Raw genomic sequence first — 17,616 nt, forward strand, 5'->3', positions numbered from 1 at the left:
TATAATTGTAACTATAACAGTTACAATTAAAAAAGAACATAAAACAACCAAAAAATGTAAAAACTTTAAATAGCAACATGAGAAAGGAGACGGGGATTTTGAAACGGTTTAAGTTTTATATGATTAGCGGTATTGTTCTTGTTTTATTAATAGTATGTAACTTCGTTGATAAGCCGATTGCGAAGGTTGAAGAAGTGAAGGATACTGTTATGATGAAGATAAATACGAAAGAGAAGATGGCACAGATTGATGGACAGACGATTTATTTTAAGCAAATTGGTGAGGGAAAACCGCCCTTACTTATGCTTCACGGATTCGGTGGTTCTTCAGATGGATTTAGTGATATTTATCCGGAACTAGCGGGAGACCATACGATTATCGCTGTTGATATTTTAGGATTTGGGCGTTCTTCTAAGCCGATTGATTTTCAGTATTCGTTTCCTGCGCAAGTGAATTTATATTATAAGTTAATGAAGAAACTTGGATATGATCAATTTGCGGTACTTGGACATTCGATGGGGGGAGAGATGTCCCTTAATTTAGCGTATTTATATCCGGACGCGGTTACCCATCTCGTTTTAGCGGATTCTACAGGGATTGAATCTTTCCAGCAAAAAGAAAGTTATGAAGTGACGCCACTATCGACGGACTTACAAACTGTAACAGAGATTACGGATTATAATAAAAATGAAGTGAAAAATAGTCGTGATGATAAAAAGCATTATGATGAGCTTACGAAAATGAGAGAGCGTCGCATTGCGATGGAAGCGGATAAAATTAAGGTGCCGACTTTAATTATTTGGGGTAGGCACGATAAGAGCGTTTCTTGGAAAAATGGTGAGCTGTATCATCAGTTATTTGCAAATAGTACGTTTCATATTATTGAAAAAGGATACCACGCGCCGTTCCGTCAAGAGCCAATCGAGTTTATGGAATATGTACAAGCGTTCTTCGCGAAGAATCCACAATGAAATTTTAAGCATAAATCCACTTCTTTCCTCATAAAGTGAAACTAATAAGGCTTGTCTAAGGAAAGGGATGAACGAAAGTGGAAATTTTACCATGGTGGATTTATCTTGTAATCATTGGGATTGTATTGAGTGGCTACATGGTTTTATATACTTCGAAAAAAGAGCAAGAGATGGATAACGATTTTATCGAAAAAGAAGGCGAAGTATATATGAAGCGCTTAGAAGAAGAACGAGAGAAACGGAATCAGGATAGCGATAAAGATTCGGTATTGCTTTAATAGAAATTTTTGAAGAAGAGAAAAGGATTTTGTTTCTCTTCTTTTTATTGTTCGGGAAATTATTATAGAAGAAAAACATATGAAATCTGCATGGCATAGAGTATGAAATGGCGCCATTTTAAGGTGTAACGCACAAGTTGCACAGGCTATGCAACGATAACTAGCTTTACTCTTCATCATTTATTTGACCATACTAGACGTAGAGAGGTGATAAACACAGTATGATTTTTAGTGAACGTTTAAAAGAAGAAAGGGAAAAAAGAAATTGGTCGCAAAATGATTTGGCTGAAAAAATTCATGTAAGTAGGCAGTCTGTTTCGAAATGGGAGACGGGAAAGAACTATCCGAGCATTGAAATTATTATTCATTTAAGTGATCTGTTCGGTATTACGATTGATGAGTTATTGAGGAGTGATGAAGAGTTGACGCAGAAAGTAATTGAAGATAGTAAACAATTAGCGTATCCAAAATGGAAGGTGTTTTTCGATAGTCTATTCATGCTGGGAGTATTTTTGTTTATTACAAAAATCGTTGTATGGATGGTAAATAAGTTTGCAGGAGCAAGCATTACAATTGTAGCAGATGCACCATATGTAATGAATTTTTTACCGCTCCTATTAATGATTATAGGTGGTACGGTTTCTGATAAGTTGAAGAAAATATATAGGTAGAGGAAAGATTCGAAAGAAATTCCCCACACTAGCTGTTCTTTCTATTCAAATTGTGTACTATAAAGGATAGATAGGAAGGGGACATTTAGAATGGAATTTCATGAACAGAAGATTTTGCCGGCAGTGAGACAAATTAAAGATTTGGAAAAGCTATTACATAGTTCGTATGAGTATATTGTTATTTTAGACATTCATGTTGGTCAATTGAAGAGTGTTGTGTCACTTGCAAAGCAGCATAATAAAAAAGTATTTTTACATGTTGATTTGATCCATGGATTACAAAGTGATGGGCATGCGACGGAGTTTTTATGCCAAGAATATAAACCGTACGGGTTATTATCGACAAAGGCGAGCGTAATTATGAAGGCGAAGCAAAAAGGTGTCGTCTCCATTCAACGCATCTTTTTAATTGATTCTAGCGCAATGGAAAAGAGCTGTAATTTACTAGAAAAGACGAAGCCGGATTATATAGAGGTGCTTCCTGGTGCGTTAACGGGTGTCATTGCTGAGGTGAAAGAGCGTACAGGTGTACCGATTTTAGCAGGTGGTTTTATTCGAACTGTAGAAGACGTTGAAAGAGCGTTAAATGCTGGTGCGACAGCAATTACGACATCGAAAAAAGAATTATGGAAACATTACCAAAAAAAGTGACGGAAATGTGAAAAAATTCTGTTGACACCGCTTTCATTAGAGGTTAACATTATAGACAAGTTAATAAACGTGACGGAGAAAAGAAGAGATCCACATTTTATTGTTTCTATATATTATATAGAAGCATGTAAGCTGTGGATCTTTTTCTTTTGAAAAAAAAACGAATGGCCATTCATTTTACCTCTATCACACTTGAAAACGTTAAAATTGATAGTGGAGGGATACTATGTCAGCATTTTTAGGAGAGTTAATAGGGACTGCGTTGTTAATCTTACTTGGTGGCGGTGTTTGCGCTGGTGTAAGTTTAAAGAAATCGTTTGCGAAAGATTCTGGTTGGATTGTAATTACAATGGGCTGGGGCTTAGCGGTAGCGATGGCAGCGTATGCAGTTGGATCAATTAGTGGGGCACATTTGAATCCGGCTTTAACGATAGGACTTGCTTTTAAGGGAGCGTTCCCATGGAGTGACGTACCTATGTATATCGCAGCACAAATGATTGGGGCAATTATCGGGGCAGTTCTCGTATATTTACATTACTTACCACACTGGAAAGAAACAGAAGATCCAGGAACAAAGTTAGGTGTATTTGCAACAGGTCCAGCAATTCCGAACACATTTACAAACCTTTTAAGTGAAATGATTGGAACATTCGTTTTAGTATTTGGTATATTAGCAATTGGAGCAAATAAATTTGCAGATGGTTTAAATCCATTTATCGTAGGTTTCTTAATTGTAAGTATTGGTTTATCATTAGGTGGAACAACAGGATACGCAATCAACCCGGCTCGTGATTTAGGTCCGCGTATTGCACACTTCTTCCTTCCGATTGCAGGAAAGGGCGGTTCAAACTGGAAGTATGCATGGATTCCAGTAGTTGGTCCGATTCTAGGTGGATCACTTGCAGGATTATTCCATCAAGTTGTATTTGAAGGAAAACAAAATTCAGCACTTATTTATGTGATTATTGCAACTGTGATTGTACTAGCAATCTCTTATATGACAAGTAAAAAAAGTGAAACTACTACAAATAGTAGAAAAGTAGCATAGGGGGAAACTGATATGAAAAAATATATTCTTTCATTAGACCAAGGAACAACAAGCTCACGCGCAATTCTTTTCAATAAAGAAGGAAAAATCGTTCATTCAGCTCAAAAAGAGTTTACGCAACATTTTCCAAAGCCAGGCTGGGTTGAGCATAATGCACAAGAAATTTGGGGATCTATTTTAGCAGTTATCGCAACTTGCTTAAGCGAAGCAGATGTGAAGCCAGAACAAATCGCTGGTATCGGTATTACGAACCAACGTGAAACAGCGGTTGTATGGGATAAAACGACTGGAAAACCAATTTATAACGCAATCGTATGGCAATCTCGTCAAACAGTTGAAATTTGTGATGAGTTAAAAGAAAAAGGTTATAGCGAGATGGTTCGCGAAAAAACAGGTCTTTTAATTGATGCATACTTCTCTGGTACGAAAGTAAAATGGATTTTAGATAACGTTGAAGGTGCAAGAGAAAAAGCGGAAAACGGTGAGTTATTATTCGGAACAATTGATACATGGCTTGTATGGAAATTGTCTGGTGGTAAAGCGCACGTAACAGATTACTCAAATGCATCACGTACATTAATGTTTAACATTCACGACTTACAGTGGGATGATGAGCTTCTAGACATGTTAACAGTACCAAAGAGCATGCTTCCAGAAGTACGTCAATCATCTGAAATATATGGAGAAACAATTGATTACCACTTCTTCGGTCAAAATGTACCGATTGCAGGTGTAGCTGGTGACCAGCAAGCAGCATTATTTGGACAAGCTTGTTTCGGTGAAGGTATGGCGAAGAACACTTACGGAACTGGTTGCTTCATGTTAATGAACACAGGCGAAAAGGCAGTAGCTTCTGAGCATGGCCTATTAACAACAATTGCATGGGGTTTAGATGGTAAAGTGAATTACGCATTAGAAGGAAGTATTTTCGTAGCAGGTTCTGCAATTCAGTGGTTACGTGACGGAATGCGCATGTTTAAAGATGCGAGTGAGAGTGAAGTGTATGCTAGCCGTGTTGAATCAACTGAAGGTGTATACATAGTACCAGCATTCGTAGGATTAGGTACACCGTACTGGGATAGTGAAGTACGCGGCGCTATGTTTGGTGTAACGCGCGGTACGACGAAGGAGCATTTCATTCGTGCAACGCTAGAATCTTTAGCATACCAAACGAAAGATGTACTATGCGCGATGGAAGCAGATTCAGGTATTGAACTGAATACATTACGCGTTGATGGCGGGGCAGTTAAGAATAACTTCTTAATGCAGTTCCAAAGCGATATGTTAGACGTTCCTGTAGAGCGTCCAGTGATCAGTGAAACGACAGCATTAGGTGCAGCATACTTAGCTGGTCTTGCGGTTGGGTATTGGAAAAACCAAGATGAAATTAAAGCGCAGTGGAATATGGATAAACGCTTTACACCGGCAATGGAAGCGGAAACAAGCGAAGAGCTATATGCTGGATGGAAAAAGGCAATTGAAGCAACTAAAGCTTTCAAATAATCATAAACAGTGTTATAATGATGACAAGTTAATAATTCGGTAGGAGATTTGGAGAGACCACAACACGCTATAGAGGCGAAATCTATAGCGGAGTTCGTGGTCTCTTTTTTCGTTATCAAAGGGAGGAATTACCATGAAATTTTCAAGTAAACAACGTAAAGACGTATTAAACGGAGTAAATAAACAAGAGTTAGATGTGATCGTAATTGGTGGAGGTATTACTGGTTCTGGTATTGCATTAGATGGGGCAACACGCGGTTTATCAACAATTGTGTTTGAAATGCAGGACTTTGCAGCAGGTACATCAAGTCGTTCAACGAAACTTGTACACGGCGGTTTACGTTATTTAAAACAACTTGAAGTGAAAATGGTAGCAGAGGTGGGGAAAGAGCGTGCGATCGTATATGAGAACGGTCCCCATGTAACAACACCAGAGTGGATGTTACTTCCGTTCCATACAGGCGGCACGTTCGGGTCATTTAGTACATCAATTGGTCTTCGTGTATACGACTTCTTAGCAGGTGTAAAACGAAGCGAGCGCAGAAAGATGTTTAACCGTGAAGAAACGCTAAATAAAGAGCCTCTTGTAAAACAAGAAGGATTAAAAGGCGGCGGTTACTACGTAGAATATCGTACAGACGATGCGCGTCTTACAATTGAAGTAATGAAAGAAGCGATTGAACACGGTGCGAAAGCTGTTAACTACGCAAAAGTAGACAGTTTCTTATATAAAGATGGAAAAGTATGCGGTGTACGTGTAATCGATTTACTAGACGGAGAAGTGTACGAAGTTTACGGTAAGAAAATTGTAAACGCAGCTGGTCCTTGGGTAGATACACTTCGTGAAAAAGATAACTCTAAAAAAGGGAAAGTACTTCAATTATCAAAAGGTGTGCATTTAGTAATTGACCAAAAACGTTTCCCATTAGGGCAAGCGATTTACTTTGATACACCAGATAAACGTATGGTGTTCGCGATTCCTCGCGAAGGAAAAACGTACGTAGGTACAACAGATACGTTCTATGATAAAGACGCAGCTGTACCGCACATGACAACAGAAGATCGCACATATATCATTAATGCGATTAACTACATGTTCCCAAGCGTGAAAATTACAGAAAAAGATGTGGAGTCAAGCTGGGCTGGTGTACGTCCGTTAATTTATGAAGAAGGTAAGAATGCATCTGAAATTTCTCGTAAAGATGAAATTTGGACTTCTGAATCTGGTTTAATTACAATCGCAGGTGGTAAATTAACAGGATACCGCAAAATGGCTGAAATGGTAGTAGACTACGTAACGAATCTATTACAAAAAGAAGGACATAGCGCATATCCGAAGAGCGATACGAAACATATGCCAATCTCTGGTGGTCATGTAAGTGGTTCACACGGATTCTCAGCATTTATCGCGAAAAAAGCAGGAGAAGGTACGAAATATGGTTTAACGACAGCTCAAGCTGAAGAATTCGCGAAATTCTACGGCTCTAACGTTGACGTACTGTTCGACTTAGCGAAAAAACATAAAGACGAAGCGAAAGAATACAACATGCCGTTAGATGTTCTAATCCCGCTTGTATACGCGATGGATTACGAAATGACAGCGAAACCAGTTGACTTCTTCGTACGCCGCAGAGGCGCTGTATTCTTCAACATCCACTGGGTATATGAGTGGAAAGAAGCAGTAATCAACTACATGGCTGCAAAACTTGGCTGGAGCAAAGAAGAGCAAATGAAATACACAGCTGAACTAGAAAAAGCATTAAGAGATGCTGTAATTCCTGTAGATCAACAAGAGCAGGCAGCTGCGTTAGCGTAAAATAGAGAACCACCTGAAGGGGAGCCTTTAGGTGGTTTTTTTATGGGTTATTTTTCTAACTATGTTGCATAACGACATGTGTTGTTATACGATGTATATAAGGGGGTGGTATTGTTGGACAAAGAAATCTTGAAGGGAAGTATAGATATTTTATTACTTTCTATCATTGCAAAACGTGATACATATGGATATGAAATAGCTCAAAGTTTAAAGGATGCAAGTGAAGATTTGTATAGTATGGGGCAGGGAACTTTGTATCCAGCTTTAAAGCGATTAGAAAAAAAGGAATTTCTTGAATCTTATTGGAATCAATCTGAGAATGGGATGAAAAGGAAATTTTATACTATTACAAGTAAAGGGAAAAAAGAATTGCAGAAGAAAGTGAACTCTTGGGAGCGTGTAACATCATTAATTCAAGCTTGTCAGAAAGGAGTTATTTATGAGTGAATTTGATGAGTATATTAAATCCATTTTAGCTTATTCAGAACTTAGTAATATTGAGCAGGATGAGCTATTTCTAGAAATGTATGATCACTTGAACAGCTTGAAAGAAGAATATATGGAACAAGGTATGAACGAAAAAGAAGCGGTTTATAAAGCGATTCAAAGTTTTGGAGAATCAAAAGTTATTGGTTTAGGGATTAATCAATCGGTATACGAAGTTCCTAGGCCATTAAAGATATTATCAAAAATTTTATGTATTCCTTATATAATGATTTGTTTTATTGTCTTTTTGGGAACATTTATTTCAACTTCTACATTTGACTCTATTCGTAGTTTGACAGGTGGAACTGTCTATCGTCCTATTGAATTTTGGCAGCAATTTTTACATATATCTGACTTAGAAACGCTGTTACAACTTTTTGGAATAACACTTTGGCAAATTAAAGATTTTATTGCGCATCCGGGTCTGTGGGGAAACTCAACTTATTGGTTAATCGTTTTACAACATATAATATTGTTAGTTCCATTTGGATTTTTCGTTCCAGTATTGATTAATAAAGTGACTAACTATAAGAAAGCTTGTAAGTGGTATGTTATGACCTTTCTTGCTTGGGAGTTATTACATTTACTAACTTTATCTGATGTTTTTGATGTGTGGCGGATTGCTATAAATATGCTCGGTGCATCGATAGGATATCTTTTATTTATAAGCATGATACAAATGGATAATAAATTTAGGGTTATGCGAAAGAAGATATTTGAAAATTAACTTGCTATCATGTAGTTAAAATTATATAAATTTAGTTCGGTGGTAATAGAGTATCACTGAAAACATAGGTATTATGTATTGAGCCGATTTTTTATACTCGTAATAGATGTTGTTAGTTGTTTATTCATACTGTTATGAAACTGTTGCATAATCTGTCTTTATTGGCGCCATAAATGATGATAGCGTCGAAATGAAATACACAGCTGAACTAGAAAAAGCATTAACAGATGCTGTAATTCCTGTAGATCAACAAGAACAAGCGGCTGCGTTAGCGTAAAATAGAGAACCACCTGAAGGGGAGCCTTTAGGTGGTTTTTTGTTTTATTATGAATGCGCTAAAATTTTGACTATAAGTGAATATAAAGTGTTGTATCATAATAAAAGGTTTACTCTTAGTAAAGCAAAATTAAGGTTTCAAAAAACGGTATGGACATTGCCAGCCGTATTTTTTTATGAATTTATAAAACTTTTCCATGGCGTGCGTCGTCTAATAAATGGGAAGGAGGAAATGATGTGGATGAATTAACGGTAGAAGCGTTTGAAATAGAAGATAAGGAACTCCTTATCGATGAAATAATGAACAAGTATGGACAAGAAGTCTTACAGCTTGTGTACTCATATGTGAATAATAAAGAAGTTGCGGAGGATTTAACGCAAGATATATTTGTGAAATGCTATAAATCTCTTCATACATATAAAGGGAATTCGAACTTAAAAACATGGTTATGGAGAATCGCAATTAATCATTGTAAGGATTATATAAAAAGTTGGTATAACAAAAAGGTAATCGTGACAGAGGATGAGTCTACGTATATTGGGAGTCAAAAAGAAAGTGTTGAACAAACTGTTATTCAAAATGCAGAGGACCGTAGGTTGGCTTCTGCAGTAATGAATTTACCAATAAAATATCGAGAAGTGATTTATCTATTTTATTATGAAGAATTATCAATTAAAGAGATTGCTATTGTAATAGAAGTGAAGGAAAACACGATAAAGACTAGACTGAAAAGAGCTAAGGAACTATTGAAGAAAGGATTGGAGGAATAATCAAATGGAAGATCGATTAAAAGGCCTACGAAAATCAATGGAGAATACAACTTTTAAACATTTGAGTTTTTCTGATCAGCATCGAAAACGGGTGCGCGAAAAAATCAATCAATCGTCCGAAAAGGAAGAAGATATCCTTTTAGCAGTGTTGCAACTTCTTATGAATGAAAAAACGGGTTATGAATTGATACAGTTACTGAGGGGGAGAGGGATTCAAAAATTCGAAGGCGATGAAGGGTCTCTATACACTTTATTACATCGTCTAGAACAGAATCGTTTTATCCAATCAAGTTGGGATCATTCAGGAGCTAAATATTATCAATTAAATGATAAAGGAAACAAGATGCTGCGAAAGGCAGAGAAGAATGCTACGAAGGCACGATTTATATTAAAAGGCTTAGTACAGGAGTGAGGCGAAATTGAACAAAAAAGGGGAGCGTTTTTTAACGGAAGTTACCAATCATATTAAATCAAAAGAAGCAAAGAGCTTTGTGGCTACTGAACTAGATTTTCACATGAAACAGGCGAAGAACACGTGGATAGAAAAAGGGTTAAGTGAGGAAGTTGCTGAAGACAAGGCTGTTGAGCAAATGGGAAGCCCAATTAAACTTGGCAGGGAACTTAACAAACTTCATAAGCCAAAGGTTGATTGGTTCCTAATTATTTTATTAGTGACTGCTATGGGGCTAGGATTTCTGCCAATTATAGCTTTTGGACATACGAATGATTTACTAATGAATAAGGTGATTTTTGTTATTCTCGGCATTGCAACAGCTTTTGGGATGATGCTACTTGATTATCGGAAGTTAGAAAGACTTGGATGGCTGTTTTACATAATCGGAGTACTCATCCTTTTAATGCTATACTGTTTTCCAAACGCTTCGATGACTGGAGAGCCGTTAATGAAAATTGGTCCTATCGCAATTGACTGTTTAATGGCAGTACCATTCTTTTTTCTAGCTTGGGCTTCTTTTTTCAATAATAGTAGGATAAAGGTTATGCATCTTGTGATTTTGTATTTATTTTCTTTGTATTTATTTTTAATTGTATCAACTCTTTCAACAATTTTTATCTATATCACGATGGTACTCGTTATGCTTTGGTGGAGTAAGGTAGGAAAGAAAAAGGCACTGATTATTACAATTGTCCCCATTTGTTTATTTATTATCAAGGTATCCGTATCCTGGTCCTCAGGATACCATTTGGATAGATTTCTAGGGTATTTAAATCCAGAGCGTGATGCAGGTGGCGCGGGGTTTATGTATATACGTTTAAAAGAGGTAATGTCGTCAGCGGATTGGTTTGGTACATATGGAGATATAAAGTTCATCCCTGCTCCAGATACTGATTTTGTGTTTGCGAGTTTGACTTACTATTATGGGTATGTGCTTGCACTGGTCCTTGTTTTAGTTCTTTCTCTTTTTGTGGCAAGGTTAGTGATCATATCTTATAAAATAAATGATCGGTATGGTAAATTGCTTATCGTTGGAGGAATGACTCTTTTTGTAGTCCAGTTCATTTATAACGTTGGAATGATACTAGGTTTATTGCCGCTTGCTGCTATATCCTTACCTTTTATTAGCTATGGATTAACACCAACTGTATTTCATGCGCTTTTAATGGGGATTGTGTTAAGTGTGTATCGACGTAAAGATATGTTGTTTAGAATGAGAAAAACACCTTGATAAAAATCAAGGTGTTTTCGTTATACACTTAAAACTCGCTGAATCAGCCCCGAGTACAAAAGGACTAACCTCACCAACGCTATACATATGCAACTCATGCATTGCGCGTGTACAAGCGGTGTAGAACAATCTACGAAGGCTTGCATCACTGTACACATCTTTAGAGGCATTGTAAATAATGACAGCATCAAATTCGATACCCTTCGCTAAATAAGCAGGGATAATGACAATGCCTTGCTCATACTCAGCAGAGTTACTTTTCACAAGTTTAATATTCTCGATATGGCTGAGTGCTTCGTAGGCAGCGGCACTCTCGGCTGCGGATTTACATATAATTGCGATCGTATTGTGCTGTTGTTCTTGTAGTTCAACAACTTTGGAAGTAATACAATTATGCAGTTCGTTGTAATCAGAAACTTTCGTTACTGTAGGTTTCTCGCCGTCACGTTCAAAGGCGTTAATGTTCTTTCCTTCCGGTACGAGATAGCGTGTAAATTCAATAATCGGTTTTGTTGAGCGATAGCTACGAGTTAAGTTGATGCCGTTTGTTTCGTCTGGCCCGTATAAGCTAGTAAGTGTATTGAAATTAACCGTTTCCCTCGCATGAGCGAATATCGCTTGGTTAAAGTCTCCGAGTACCGTCATTTTTGCGGCAGGGAAGAGACGTTTTAAAAACTCGAATTGAAACGGAGAATAATCTTGTGCTTCGTCTACGAGTACGTGTTTAATGGATCTGTTCGTTTGGAAGCCTTCAATTAATTCTTTTAAAAGTAAAAATGGAGTCGCATCCTCGTAATATAGCTTTCCTTCATCAAGCATGTTTACTGTTAATGAGCAAATGTCGTCCCATTCTTTCGGTTTTTCTCCAGTAACCCATGATGAATTTGTGAAGAGTTGTTTATATATTCCTGTGAAATTGATGAAGCGTAGCGTTTGAACGCCTTTACGCAATGGCTTTAATTTTTTGCGGACAATCATACGTCCGAGTACTTTCGTTTCTTTCTCATAATCATTAAAGGAATTGTCGTCAAACTCTCCTTTTTTCTGTAAGTATTTATAAGCCTTTTGATATTCATCTTTACTAAGTAATTCAATTTCCTCTTCTACCCAAGGTTTTTTCAGTTCTGTTTTTTCGATTGTATCTATTTGTTTATTTAGCCAATCCGTTAACTTCTCGATTCTATTATGGAAGCGGAGGGAGGAATCAGTATTATAAAATTGCTCTGTAATTTCTTTAGCAGAGGCAATCAGTTTTCCTCTAAACTTCATTCCTCTAAATAACATGCCTGAAGATTCAAGCGATTGTCTGTACGTTCTAATCATATCGAAAAATTGAGTAGATGCTTTAAATCGAATGCTCGCATTTCTAGTTTTATAGGCAGGGCTATTCGTTTCAGTTAGCATATATTCTAGTTGTTCATAAGGGTCTTCAACGTCAAATGACTTGCTTAGTCTATGGTTTAAATATTCCTGGAATGTAACTTGCTGCATATTCTCTTCACCGAGTTCTGGCAATACGTTAGACACGTAGCTGTTGAACATGGAGTTAGGGGAGAAGAGAATGATTTGATCCGCTTTTAGCCATTCGCGATATTTATATAGTAAGTAGGCGATTCGCTGCAATGCAGCTGATGTTTTACCACTACCAGCAGCGCCTTGAACGATAAGTAGTCGCCCTTCATCGTGACGGATAATTTCATTTTGCTCGCGCTGGATAGTAGCAACAATACTTTGCATATGTTTGTTTGTACCTTTTCCGAGCGCTTGTTGCAGGATTTCATCTCCAATTGTGAGGCTCGTATCGAACATGGAATCAATCTCGCCATTTTGAATAATATATTGTAATTTTTTCTCCACATTGCCGCGGATTACGCCTCCTGGTGTACTGTACTCAGCTGGTCCTGGTGGATAATCGTAGTAGACACTTGAAATGGGTGCGCGCCAATCGTATATAAGAAAGTTTTCTCCGCTTGCATCGGTAAGGGTAGCCACCCCGATATAAATTTGTTCTGCACCAACTTCTCCTTCTTCTTTGAAATCGATTCGTCCGAAGTAAGGTGCTTTATGCATACGGCGTAGTGCAGCAAGTCGGTTAAAGGTGTGCTTATGGGTAATTTGTGTTACGGCTAGTGACTGAGCTTGTTGTCTTAAGTTGATAACTGTTTCAAGATAATCGTCAAAAGTATCAGTGTTAACTTTTACATCATCCCAGAAGTGTTTGCGAATGTTGATTACTTCTGCCCGGCGTCTGCCAGTTTCGCTTTCCAGTTTATCAATTTGCTCCGTAATCGTTTCTATTACGGTATCCAAGCGTTTTTGCTCTTGATCAAGTTTTTTGTTCATACGGTAAGCACTCCTTTAAAAGTGAAAAATAGAGGTTGACTGAAGATGTGTTTTGTTGTACAATTAAGATACGGATAAATACATTCTCTTATTTTTTAAGAATGCGTTTCTGTACTAATTTAACATAGTTTTTTAATTTAATCAATGATAATAAGATAAACCTTGGTTCCGCATGTGGTGGAATCGAGGTTTTTTGTTGTTTTTTAAGAGGGAAGAGCGATCATTGTCAGTTTTTGTCGGTAAGTCGATATAATTGAAAAATCGCCGATATAATTGGAGTTATGGTCGATAAATTTTGAGAATCGCCGATATAATTGGAGTTGCGGTCGATATAATTGAAAAATCGCTGATATAATTAGATCCGCAGCTGATTGATCCGGAGAACGGATCGTATAATTTCATTTACCGAATCTGAACGTAATGTAACGCAAGGAGAGGGCATACAAAAAAAGCTCGGGCTTAGCCCGAGCTTTTCATTATTTCTTTTCGTCTTTTTTAGCGTCAGCTTTTGGTTCTTCGAAAAGATCTTTTAAATCTTTATCGTCAACTTTTACGTCAGCTTTTTTGATTTCTTTCATCATAAGGTCGTTCATAAATTGAGCATCTTGTGCTTTCTTTTGAACAAGTTCTTTTTTGATGTCGCCTTTTACTTCATCAAATGGTTTTTGTTCTTTAATATCTGTTACTTTAATGATGTGGTAACCGAATTGTGATTTTACAGGTTCGCTTACTTCATCTTTTTTCATTTTATAAGCTGCGTCTTCGAATTCTTTAACCATTTTACCAGCTGTAAAGTAGCCAAGGTCTCCGCCTTTTTCTTTTGAACCAGTATCTTCAGAGTATTGTTTCGCTAACTCTTCGAAAGATTTACCTTGTCCAAGCTCTTCTTTAACCTTTTTCGCAGTAGCTTCATCTTTTACAAGAATGTGGCTTGCTTTAATTTCAGGCTTGTAGTTTTCTTTTAGTTCTTTATCAGTGATTGTTTTTTCAATCGCTTGTTCTTGAGCTAATGAAGCGCGAACGCCATTTTTAACTGTTTCTTCTTTAAGACCTTGTTGTTTCATTAGTGTATCGAATTGGTCACCGACTTGCTTTTTCATTTCATCGTACTTTTTGTCCACTTCTTTGTCATCGACTTTGTAGTTTTTAATAAGTACTTTTTCCATAACCATGTTATTTAGTACTTGTTTACCAGCTGTTTGTTTCATTTGAGTGTAGAACTCTTCTTTAGTGATGTCACCAGCTTTAGATGTAACAACTTTGTCTGATGATGATGTTCCACATGCTGATAATGCGATTACACTTGTTGCGGCTAAGGCAAGCATAGCTTTCTTCATTCAATAAACACTCCTACTATTATGTATTTTTAATTTATCCCGTACAAATGAAGAAACGCCTTATGATAGGTTATTTTCGTTCATAAGAACCTGATTAAGTCTCACTGATGTCTTTGCTTTTTTTATATGTAAAAGCACGCTTAACAGGGCTTACCTAGGCTTTAGGATAAAGTTTAGATGCGTGTCGTTTATTTCATAGTATAAGTAATATGTACAAAATTTAATATATCATATTTCGACGAGTTTTCCTATTGATAAAGAAATTTTAACCAGTTTGTGTCAGATTTTGAAAGGGTACCATATTGGGCGAATGCCGCATATATAGAAAAGAGGAGGGGATGGGGGATGAATTCTCAACTTATTTTATTACTTGTACTGTTTATTTTATTGGTTATAGTAGGTATAATTTGCTTATAGAGGAAAAAAATGAGGAAGGGGCTTTCCTTCCTCACTTTCCATGAAATATAATTTCTATATAACTAGAAATTAATAGAATGGTAATACATACATTAATAACTCGAAAGACACCGGGCTGGCGGCTCGCAGATATTTGTTTTCGCTCACACAGTGTATGTGTCATGAAATTCGTGTAAAATATAACAAGAAGTGCGAATGCAACAAAAACAACGGTTATAAGAGTCATGAGGCGAGACCTCCTTTTGGCTAAAATACATATACTTTATATATTGTATCATACGATATTTTGTTCGTGTTACAAAATTCAGAAATAGAAGACTTTGTGTTAGGAAGCGAGGGAGAAAATGGACGTTGTAAGAAGACTAGAACAAGCTGAATATTACGTAGACTTACTATTTAAAATGATTGATGAAGAAAAGTGTCCATTTTATTCTTTAATCATAAAGAAAAAAGCTCGTAAAAAAGACATTGAACGTATACTAAAACTTTGTGAAAAACTGAACGAACAATATGTAGTGGAGAAAGCAGAAGGCCTACTATTGTTTGATGCGTTATTAGATCAATTTGAAAAAGCGCTTCCACATCAGCTCGAAGTACACGAAACTGCGGAAGCGCTAGCAAAACAAGGTTTATTTAAGCCACTTATGAATGAATTCTTACGCATGATTGCGAAAAAATAAATAGATTATTTCTTAACTAACTTTTGATCGGATTCCGTAAAGTTCTCCTCGATATCTTCTAATGATTTCTCAAAAATATCGATGAAGTCTTGTCCGTAAATATTGCGAAGGATCGCAATCAGTTCGATATTTTCTGGGAACTTACCGTAAAAATTACGAAGTTCAAGTGCCCCATTAAAAACAGAATTATTTTCAGGATCATACTCCTCCATTAAGCAAAGTAGTAATTCTTCCCCTTTGTCTGTAATTTCAATGTACGTATTTCGTTTATCATCTTCTTTTTTTGAGAATACAAGATAGCCGCGTTCTTCAAGCTTTTTAGAGAAGTTAAACGCCGTTGAGACGTGCATAACTCCAAATTTAGCAATCTCAGAAATAGAAGCCCCTTTTAAATGATAAGCGATGGTTAAAATGTGATGCTCATTAATGTTTAAATCATAAGGTTTAATCCACTGTTGCCAATCTTTCTCTACGCATTTCCATAACGCTTTCGATAATTGAGCAATACGTTGGCTGAAAATCATCGCTTCTTTTACCGAGTAATTTTTTTCTCCACTTTTCATTTACTCACCCACTTTAACATTCTTTTTTCATTATTATCTATTATGCCAGTAAAATAAAAATTAATAAAGTCTTTTTGTGAGAATTGTGAAAATTTTTCGGAAAAACAATATTCTATACAAATCATGCATAACTATGGAAGCGTTTTATGAGTCAAGAATACATGTGTTTTCTTTACATGTTAAGAGATAACATATATTGTAAATGCATAAAAACACGGCATATCTATGTGATATGCCGTGTTAAGGTCAATTCGTGTGAAAAATATTTGTTATATGCAAAAAACTAAGCAGGAATATGTTTACGCTTTTTCTGGAACGGCTTCTTGTAGTTTCTCAATTGACTTTTGAATGTCTAAAATTTCTTTTTCAATATGTCGTTTGTTTTGAGAAATATCTTGTTTCCAGTTAGAAAGCGTGTCTTGCATATCGTCTTTTAGTTCTTGAAATACTTCTTTACCTTCTGAAGCAGTTTCAACGATTTGGCGCTTTAATAATTTTGTATCAGCTGTAATATCAGCTAAAGTCTTTTTAATATCAGTTCCTTTTTCTTTCAGCTTACCGCGCATAGCTTTACCAGAAGAAGGAGTTGAGAAAAGAACGGCTATTCCAGCAACTGCTCCGCCGCAAAGTACACCTGTAATAAAGGATTTAGCTTTTGACATAAAAGGAAACCTCCTTATTTTTCGTTCGTATTCATGATGTATAAAAGTGTGCATATCTTTAAGACAAGGGGAAGAAAAGTGAGCTTTTCTCTCTCTTGTACATGCTATGCACAAAAAATCATATCCCCGGCATTTTTTGTGAAGAAACAAGCCATACAATAAATGCCAGAGGAATCGGCTTGATATGTATTACTTCTTATTATAGTGGCACTATTTCACACTATTTGCAATTGTGCTTGCGATGTTTTGTAAATTTTCCATTGTATATTCATTTTGGTGTGATTTCCAAACAGCACCGAAACCATCGTTTTCACCGTAGCGTGGAATTAAATGAAGGTGGAAGTGGAATACAGTTTGTCCAGCTTTCTCGCCGTTATTGTTAAGTAGGTTGAAGCCAACTGGATTAAATTCTGCTTTCATTGCATTTGCGATTTTTGGAACGACAGCAAAAATATGTGATGCGATTTCTGGCGTTAACGCAAAAATGTCTTGTTTGTGAGCTTTCGGAATAACAAGAGTATGTCCTTTTGTTACTTGACTAATATCTAAAAATGCAAGTACATGTTCATCTTCGTATACTTTTGAGCAAGGGATTTGCCCGTCAATGATTTTACAAAAAATACAATTGTCCGCTGTATGATTCATCGATCTCATCCTTTCAAATAGTCTTAGCCGTATTTTACCATAATTACATAGGAGAACAAACACGAAAAACAGGAAGCTGACTCAGC

The 17,616-nt window shown here is 36.6% G+C and carries 19 protein-coding genes; 13 read left to right on the forward strand and 6 right to left on the reverse strand.

Translation table 11 applies throughout. The annotated features are described in order from the left end of the window. Positions 1-98 precede the first annotated feature (98 nt). From MHI07_RS05130 to MHI07_RS05185, 12 genes are all read left to right on the forward strand, one after another. Complete coding sequence (locus MHI07_RS05130) at positions 99-971, forward strand: alpha/beta fold hydrolase (RefSeq protein ID WP_340822315.1); 873 nt, start codon at positions 99-101, stop codon at positions 969-971. A 77-nt stretch (positions 972-1,048) separates the two neighbouring features. Further along, a complete protein-coding gene (locus tag MHI07_RS05135; RefSeq protein WP_002064098.1) occupies positions 1,049-1,249 on the forward strand; it encodes a sporulation YhaL family protein in 201 nt (66 codons plus the stop codon). 221 nt (positions 1,250-1,470) lie between these two features. Further along, positions 1,471-1,920, forward strand: coding sequence for a helix-turn-helix domain-containing protein (locus MHI07_RS05140; RefSeq protein ID WP_340822318.1), 450 nt, complete (start codon positions 1,471-1,473; stop codon positions 1,918-1,920). 90 nt (positions 1,921-2,010) lie between these two features. Beyond that, on the forward strand, positions 2,011-2,571 hold the full coding sequence (gene glpP / locus MHI07_RS05145) for a glycerol uptake operon antiterminator GlpP (RefSeq protein ID WP_000394293.1): 561 nt from the start codon (positions 2,011-2,013) through the stop codon (positions 2,569-2,571). Positions 2,572-2,797: 226 nt separating this feature from the next. Next, positions 2,798-3,619, forward strand: coding sequence for a glycerol uptake facilitator protein GlpF (gene glpF / locus MHI07_RS05150; RefSeq protein WP_002159020.1), 822 nt, complete (start codon positions 2,798-2,800; stop codon positions 3,617-3,619). A gap of 12 nt (positions 3,620-3,631) precedes the next feature. Continuing rightward, on the forward strand, positions 3,632-5,122 hold the full coding sequence (gene glpK, locus MHI07_RS05155; RefSeq protein WP_002201498.1) for a glycerol kinase GlpK: 1,491 nt from the start codon (positions 3,632-3,634) through the stop codon (positions 5,120-5,122). Positions 5,123-5,255: 133 nt separating this feature from the next. Next, on the forward strand, positions 5,256-6,938 hold the full coding sequence (gene glpD / locus MHI07_RS05160) for an aerobic glycerol-3-phosphate dehydrogenase (RefSeq protein ID WP_070128066.1): 1,683 nt from the start codon (positions 5,256-5,258) through the stop codon (positions 6,936-6,938). Between the two features lie 114 nt (positions 6,939-7,052). After that, positions 7,053-7,385: a PadR family transcriptional regulator gene (locus tag MHI07_RS05165; RefSeq protein WP_016104079.1), complete on the forward strand. Its 333-nt coding sequence runs from the start codon at positions 7,053-7,055 to the stop codon at positions 7,383-7,385. Then, positions 7,378-8,151 carry a permease prefix domain 1-containing protein gene (locus MHI07_RS05170; RefSeq protein ID WP_199710017.1) on the forward strand — a complete coding sequence of 258 codons (774 nt, stop codon included), beginning with the start codon at positions 7,378-7,380 and terminating at the stop codon, positions 8,149-8,151. Before MHI07_RS05165 ends, MHI07_RS05170 begins: the two co-directional genes overlap by 8 nt. Before the next feature lie 513 nt (positions 8,152-8,664). Beyond that, positions 8,665-9,198 (forward strand): sigma-70 family RNA polymerase sigma factor, encoded by a 534-nt coding sequence (locus tag MHI07_RS05175; protein ID WP_340822325.1) that lies wholly within the window; start codon positions 8,665-8,667, stop codon positions 9,196-9,198. Positions 9,199-9,202: 4 nt separating this feature from the next. After that, positions 9,203-9,610: a PadR family transcriptional regulator gene (locus MHI07_RS05180; protein ID WP_340822326.1), complete on the forward strand. Its 408-nt coding sequence runs from the start codon at positions 9,203-9,205 to the stop codon at positions 9,608-9,610. A gap of 7 nt (positions 9,611-9,617) precedes the next feature. Beyond that, positions 9,618-10,883 carry an FtsW/RodA/SpoVE family cell cycle protein gene (locus MHI07_RS05185; RefSeq protein ID WP_340822328.1) on the forward strand — a complete coding sequence of 422 codons (1,266 nt, stop codon included), beginning with the start codon at positions 9,618-9,620 and terminating at the stop codon, positions 10,881-10,883. A gap of 6 nt (positions 10,884-10,889) precedes the next feature. On the opposite strand, the gene helD is transcribed toward MHI07_RS05185, so the two are convergent. The 3 genes from helD to MHI07_RS05200 form a co-directional block, all read right to left on the reverse strand. Further along, a complete protein-coding gene (gene helD / locus MHI07_RS05190; protein ID WP_340822330.1) occupies positions 10,890-13,226 on the reverse strand; it encodes an RNA polymerase recycling motor HelD in 2,337 nt (778 codons plus the stop codon). 476 nt (positions 13,227-13,702) lie between these two features. Next, on the reverse strand, positions 13,703-14,563 hold the full coding sequence (prsA, locus tag MHI07_RS05195; RefSeq protein ID WP_088098780.1) for a peptidylprolyl isomerase PrsA: 861 nt from the start codon (positions 14,561-14,563) through the stop codon (positions 13,703-13,705). A 448-nt stretch (positions 14,564-15,011) separates the two neighbouring features. After that, complete coding sequence (locus tag MHI07_RS05200; protein WP_000172692.1) at positions 15,012-15,206, reverse strand: hypothetical protein; 195 nt, start codon at positions 15,204-15,206, stop codon at positions 15,012-15,014. 118 nt (positions 15,207-15,324) lie between these two features. Here MHI07_RS05200 and MHI07_RS05205 point away from each other — a divergent pair, with 118 nt between their 5' ends. After that, positions 15,325-15,660, forward strand: a complete 336-nt coding sequence (locus MHI07_RS05205) for a DUF1878 family protein (RefSeq protein ID WP_002150076.1) — start codon at positions 15,325-15,327, stop codon at positions 15,658-15,660. Between the two features lie 5 nt (positions 15,661-15,665). Here MHI07_RS05205 and MHI07_RS05210 read toward each other — a convergent pair whose 3' ends face one another. From MHI07_RS05210 to MHI07_RS05220, 3 genes are all read right to left on the reverse strand, one after another. Beyond that, on the reverse strand, positions 15,666-16,223 hold the full coding sequence (locus MHI07_RS05210) for an HTH-type transcriptional regulator Hpr (protein WP_002159009.1): 558 nt from the start codon (positions 16,221-16,223) through the stop codon (positions 15,666-15,668). 299 nt (positions 16,224-16,522) lie between these two features. After that, the gene (locus MHI07_RS05215) at positions 16,523-16,885 is read right to left on the reverse strand and encodes a YtxH domain-containing protein (protein WP_002159008.1); all 363 of its coding nucleotides are present in this window, start codon (positions 16,883-16,885) and stop codon (positions 16,523-16,525) included. 210 nt (positions 16,886-17,095) lie between these two features. Then, positions 17,096-17,530, reverse strand: a complete 435-nt coding sequence (locus tag MHI07_RS05220; protein WP_340822334.1) for an HIT family protein — start codon at positions 17,528-17,530, stop codon at positions 17,096-17,098. Positions 17,531-17,616 lie beyond the last annotated feature (86 nt).

The sequence above is a fragment of the Bacillus sp. FSL H8-0545 genome (assembly GCF_038006105.1).
Lineage (GTDB): Bacteria > Bacillota > Bacilli > Bacillales > Bacillaceae_G > Bacillus_A > Bacillus_A cereus_U.

Coding starts and splice junctions, on each gene's coding strand:
- MHI07_RS05205 (WP_002150076.1), top strand. CDS start 15,325: ATGGACGTTGTAAGAAGACTAGAACAAGCTGAATATTACGTAGACTTA.
- MHI07_RS05220 (WP_340822334.1), bottom strand. CDS start 17,530: ATGAATCATACAGCGGACAATTGTATTTTTTGTAAAATCATTGACGGG.
- helD (WP_340822330.1), bottom strand. CDS start 13,226: ATGAACAAAAAACTTGATCAAGAGCAAAAACGCTTGGATACCGTAATA.
- glpP (WP_000394293.1), top strand. CDS start 2,011: ATGGAATTTCATGAACAGAAGATTTTGCCGGCAGTGAGACAAATTAAA.
- MHI07_RS05200 (WP_000172692.1), bottom strand. CDS start 15,206: ATGACTCTTATAACCGTTGTTTTTGTTGCATTCGCACTTCTTGTTATA.
- glpD (WP_070128066.1), top strand. CDS start 5,256: ATGAAATTTTCAAGTAAACAACGTAAAGACGTATTAAACGGAGTAAAT.
- MHI07_RS05180 (WP_340822326.1), top strand. CDS start 9,203: ATGGAAGATCGATTAAAAGGCCTACGAAAATCAATGGAGAATACAACT.
- MHI07_RS05215 (WP_002159008.1), bottom strand. CDS start 16,885: ATGTCAAAAGCTAAATCCTTTATTACAGGTGTACTTTGCGGCGGAGCA.
- glpF (WP_002159020.1), top strand. CDS start 2,798: ATGTCAGCATTTTTAGGAGAGTTAATAGGGACTGCGTTGTTAATCTTA.
- MHI07_RS05210 (WP_002159009.1), bottom strand. CDS start 16,223: ATGAAAAGTGGAGAAAAAAATTACTCGGTAAAAGAAGCGATGATTTTC.
- prsA (WP_088098780.1), bottom strand. CDS start 14,563: ATGAAGAAAGCTATGCTTGCCTTAGCCGCAACAAGTGTAATCGCATTA.
- MHI07_RS05140 (WP_340822318.1), top strand. CDS start 1,471: ATGATTTTTAGTGAACGTTTAAAAGAAGAAAGGGAAAAAAGAAATTGG.
- MHI07_RS05170 (WP_199710017.1), top strand. CDS start 7,378: ATGAGTGAATTTGATGAGTATATTAAATCCATTTTAGCTTATTCAGAA.
- glpK (WP_002201498.1), top strand. CDS start 3,632: ATGAAAAAATATATTCTTTCATTAGACCAAGGAACAACAAGCTCACGC.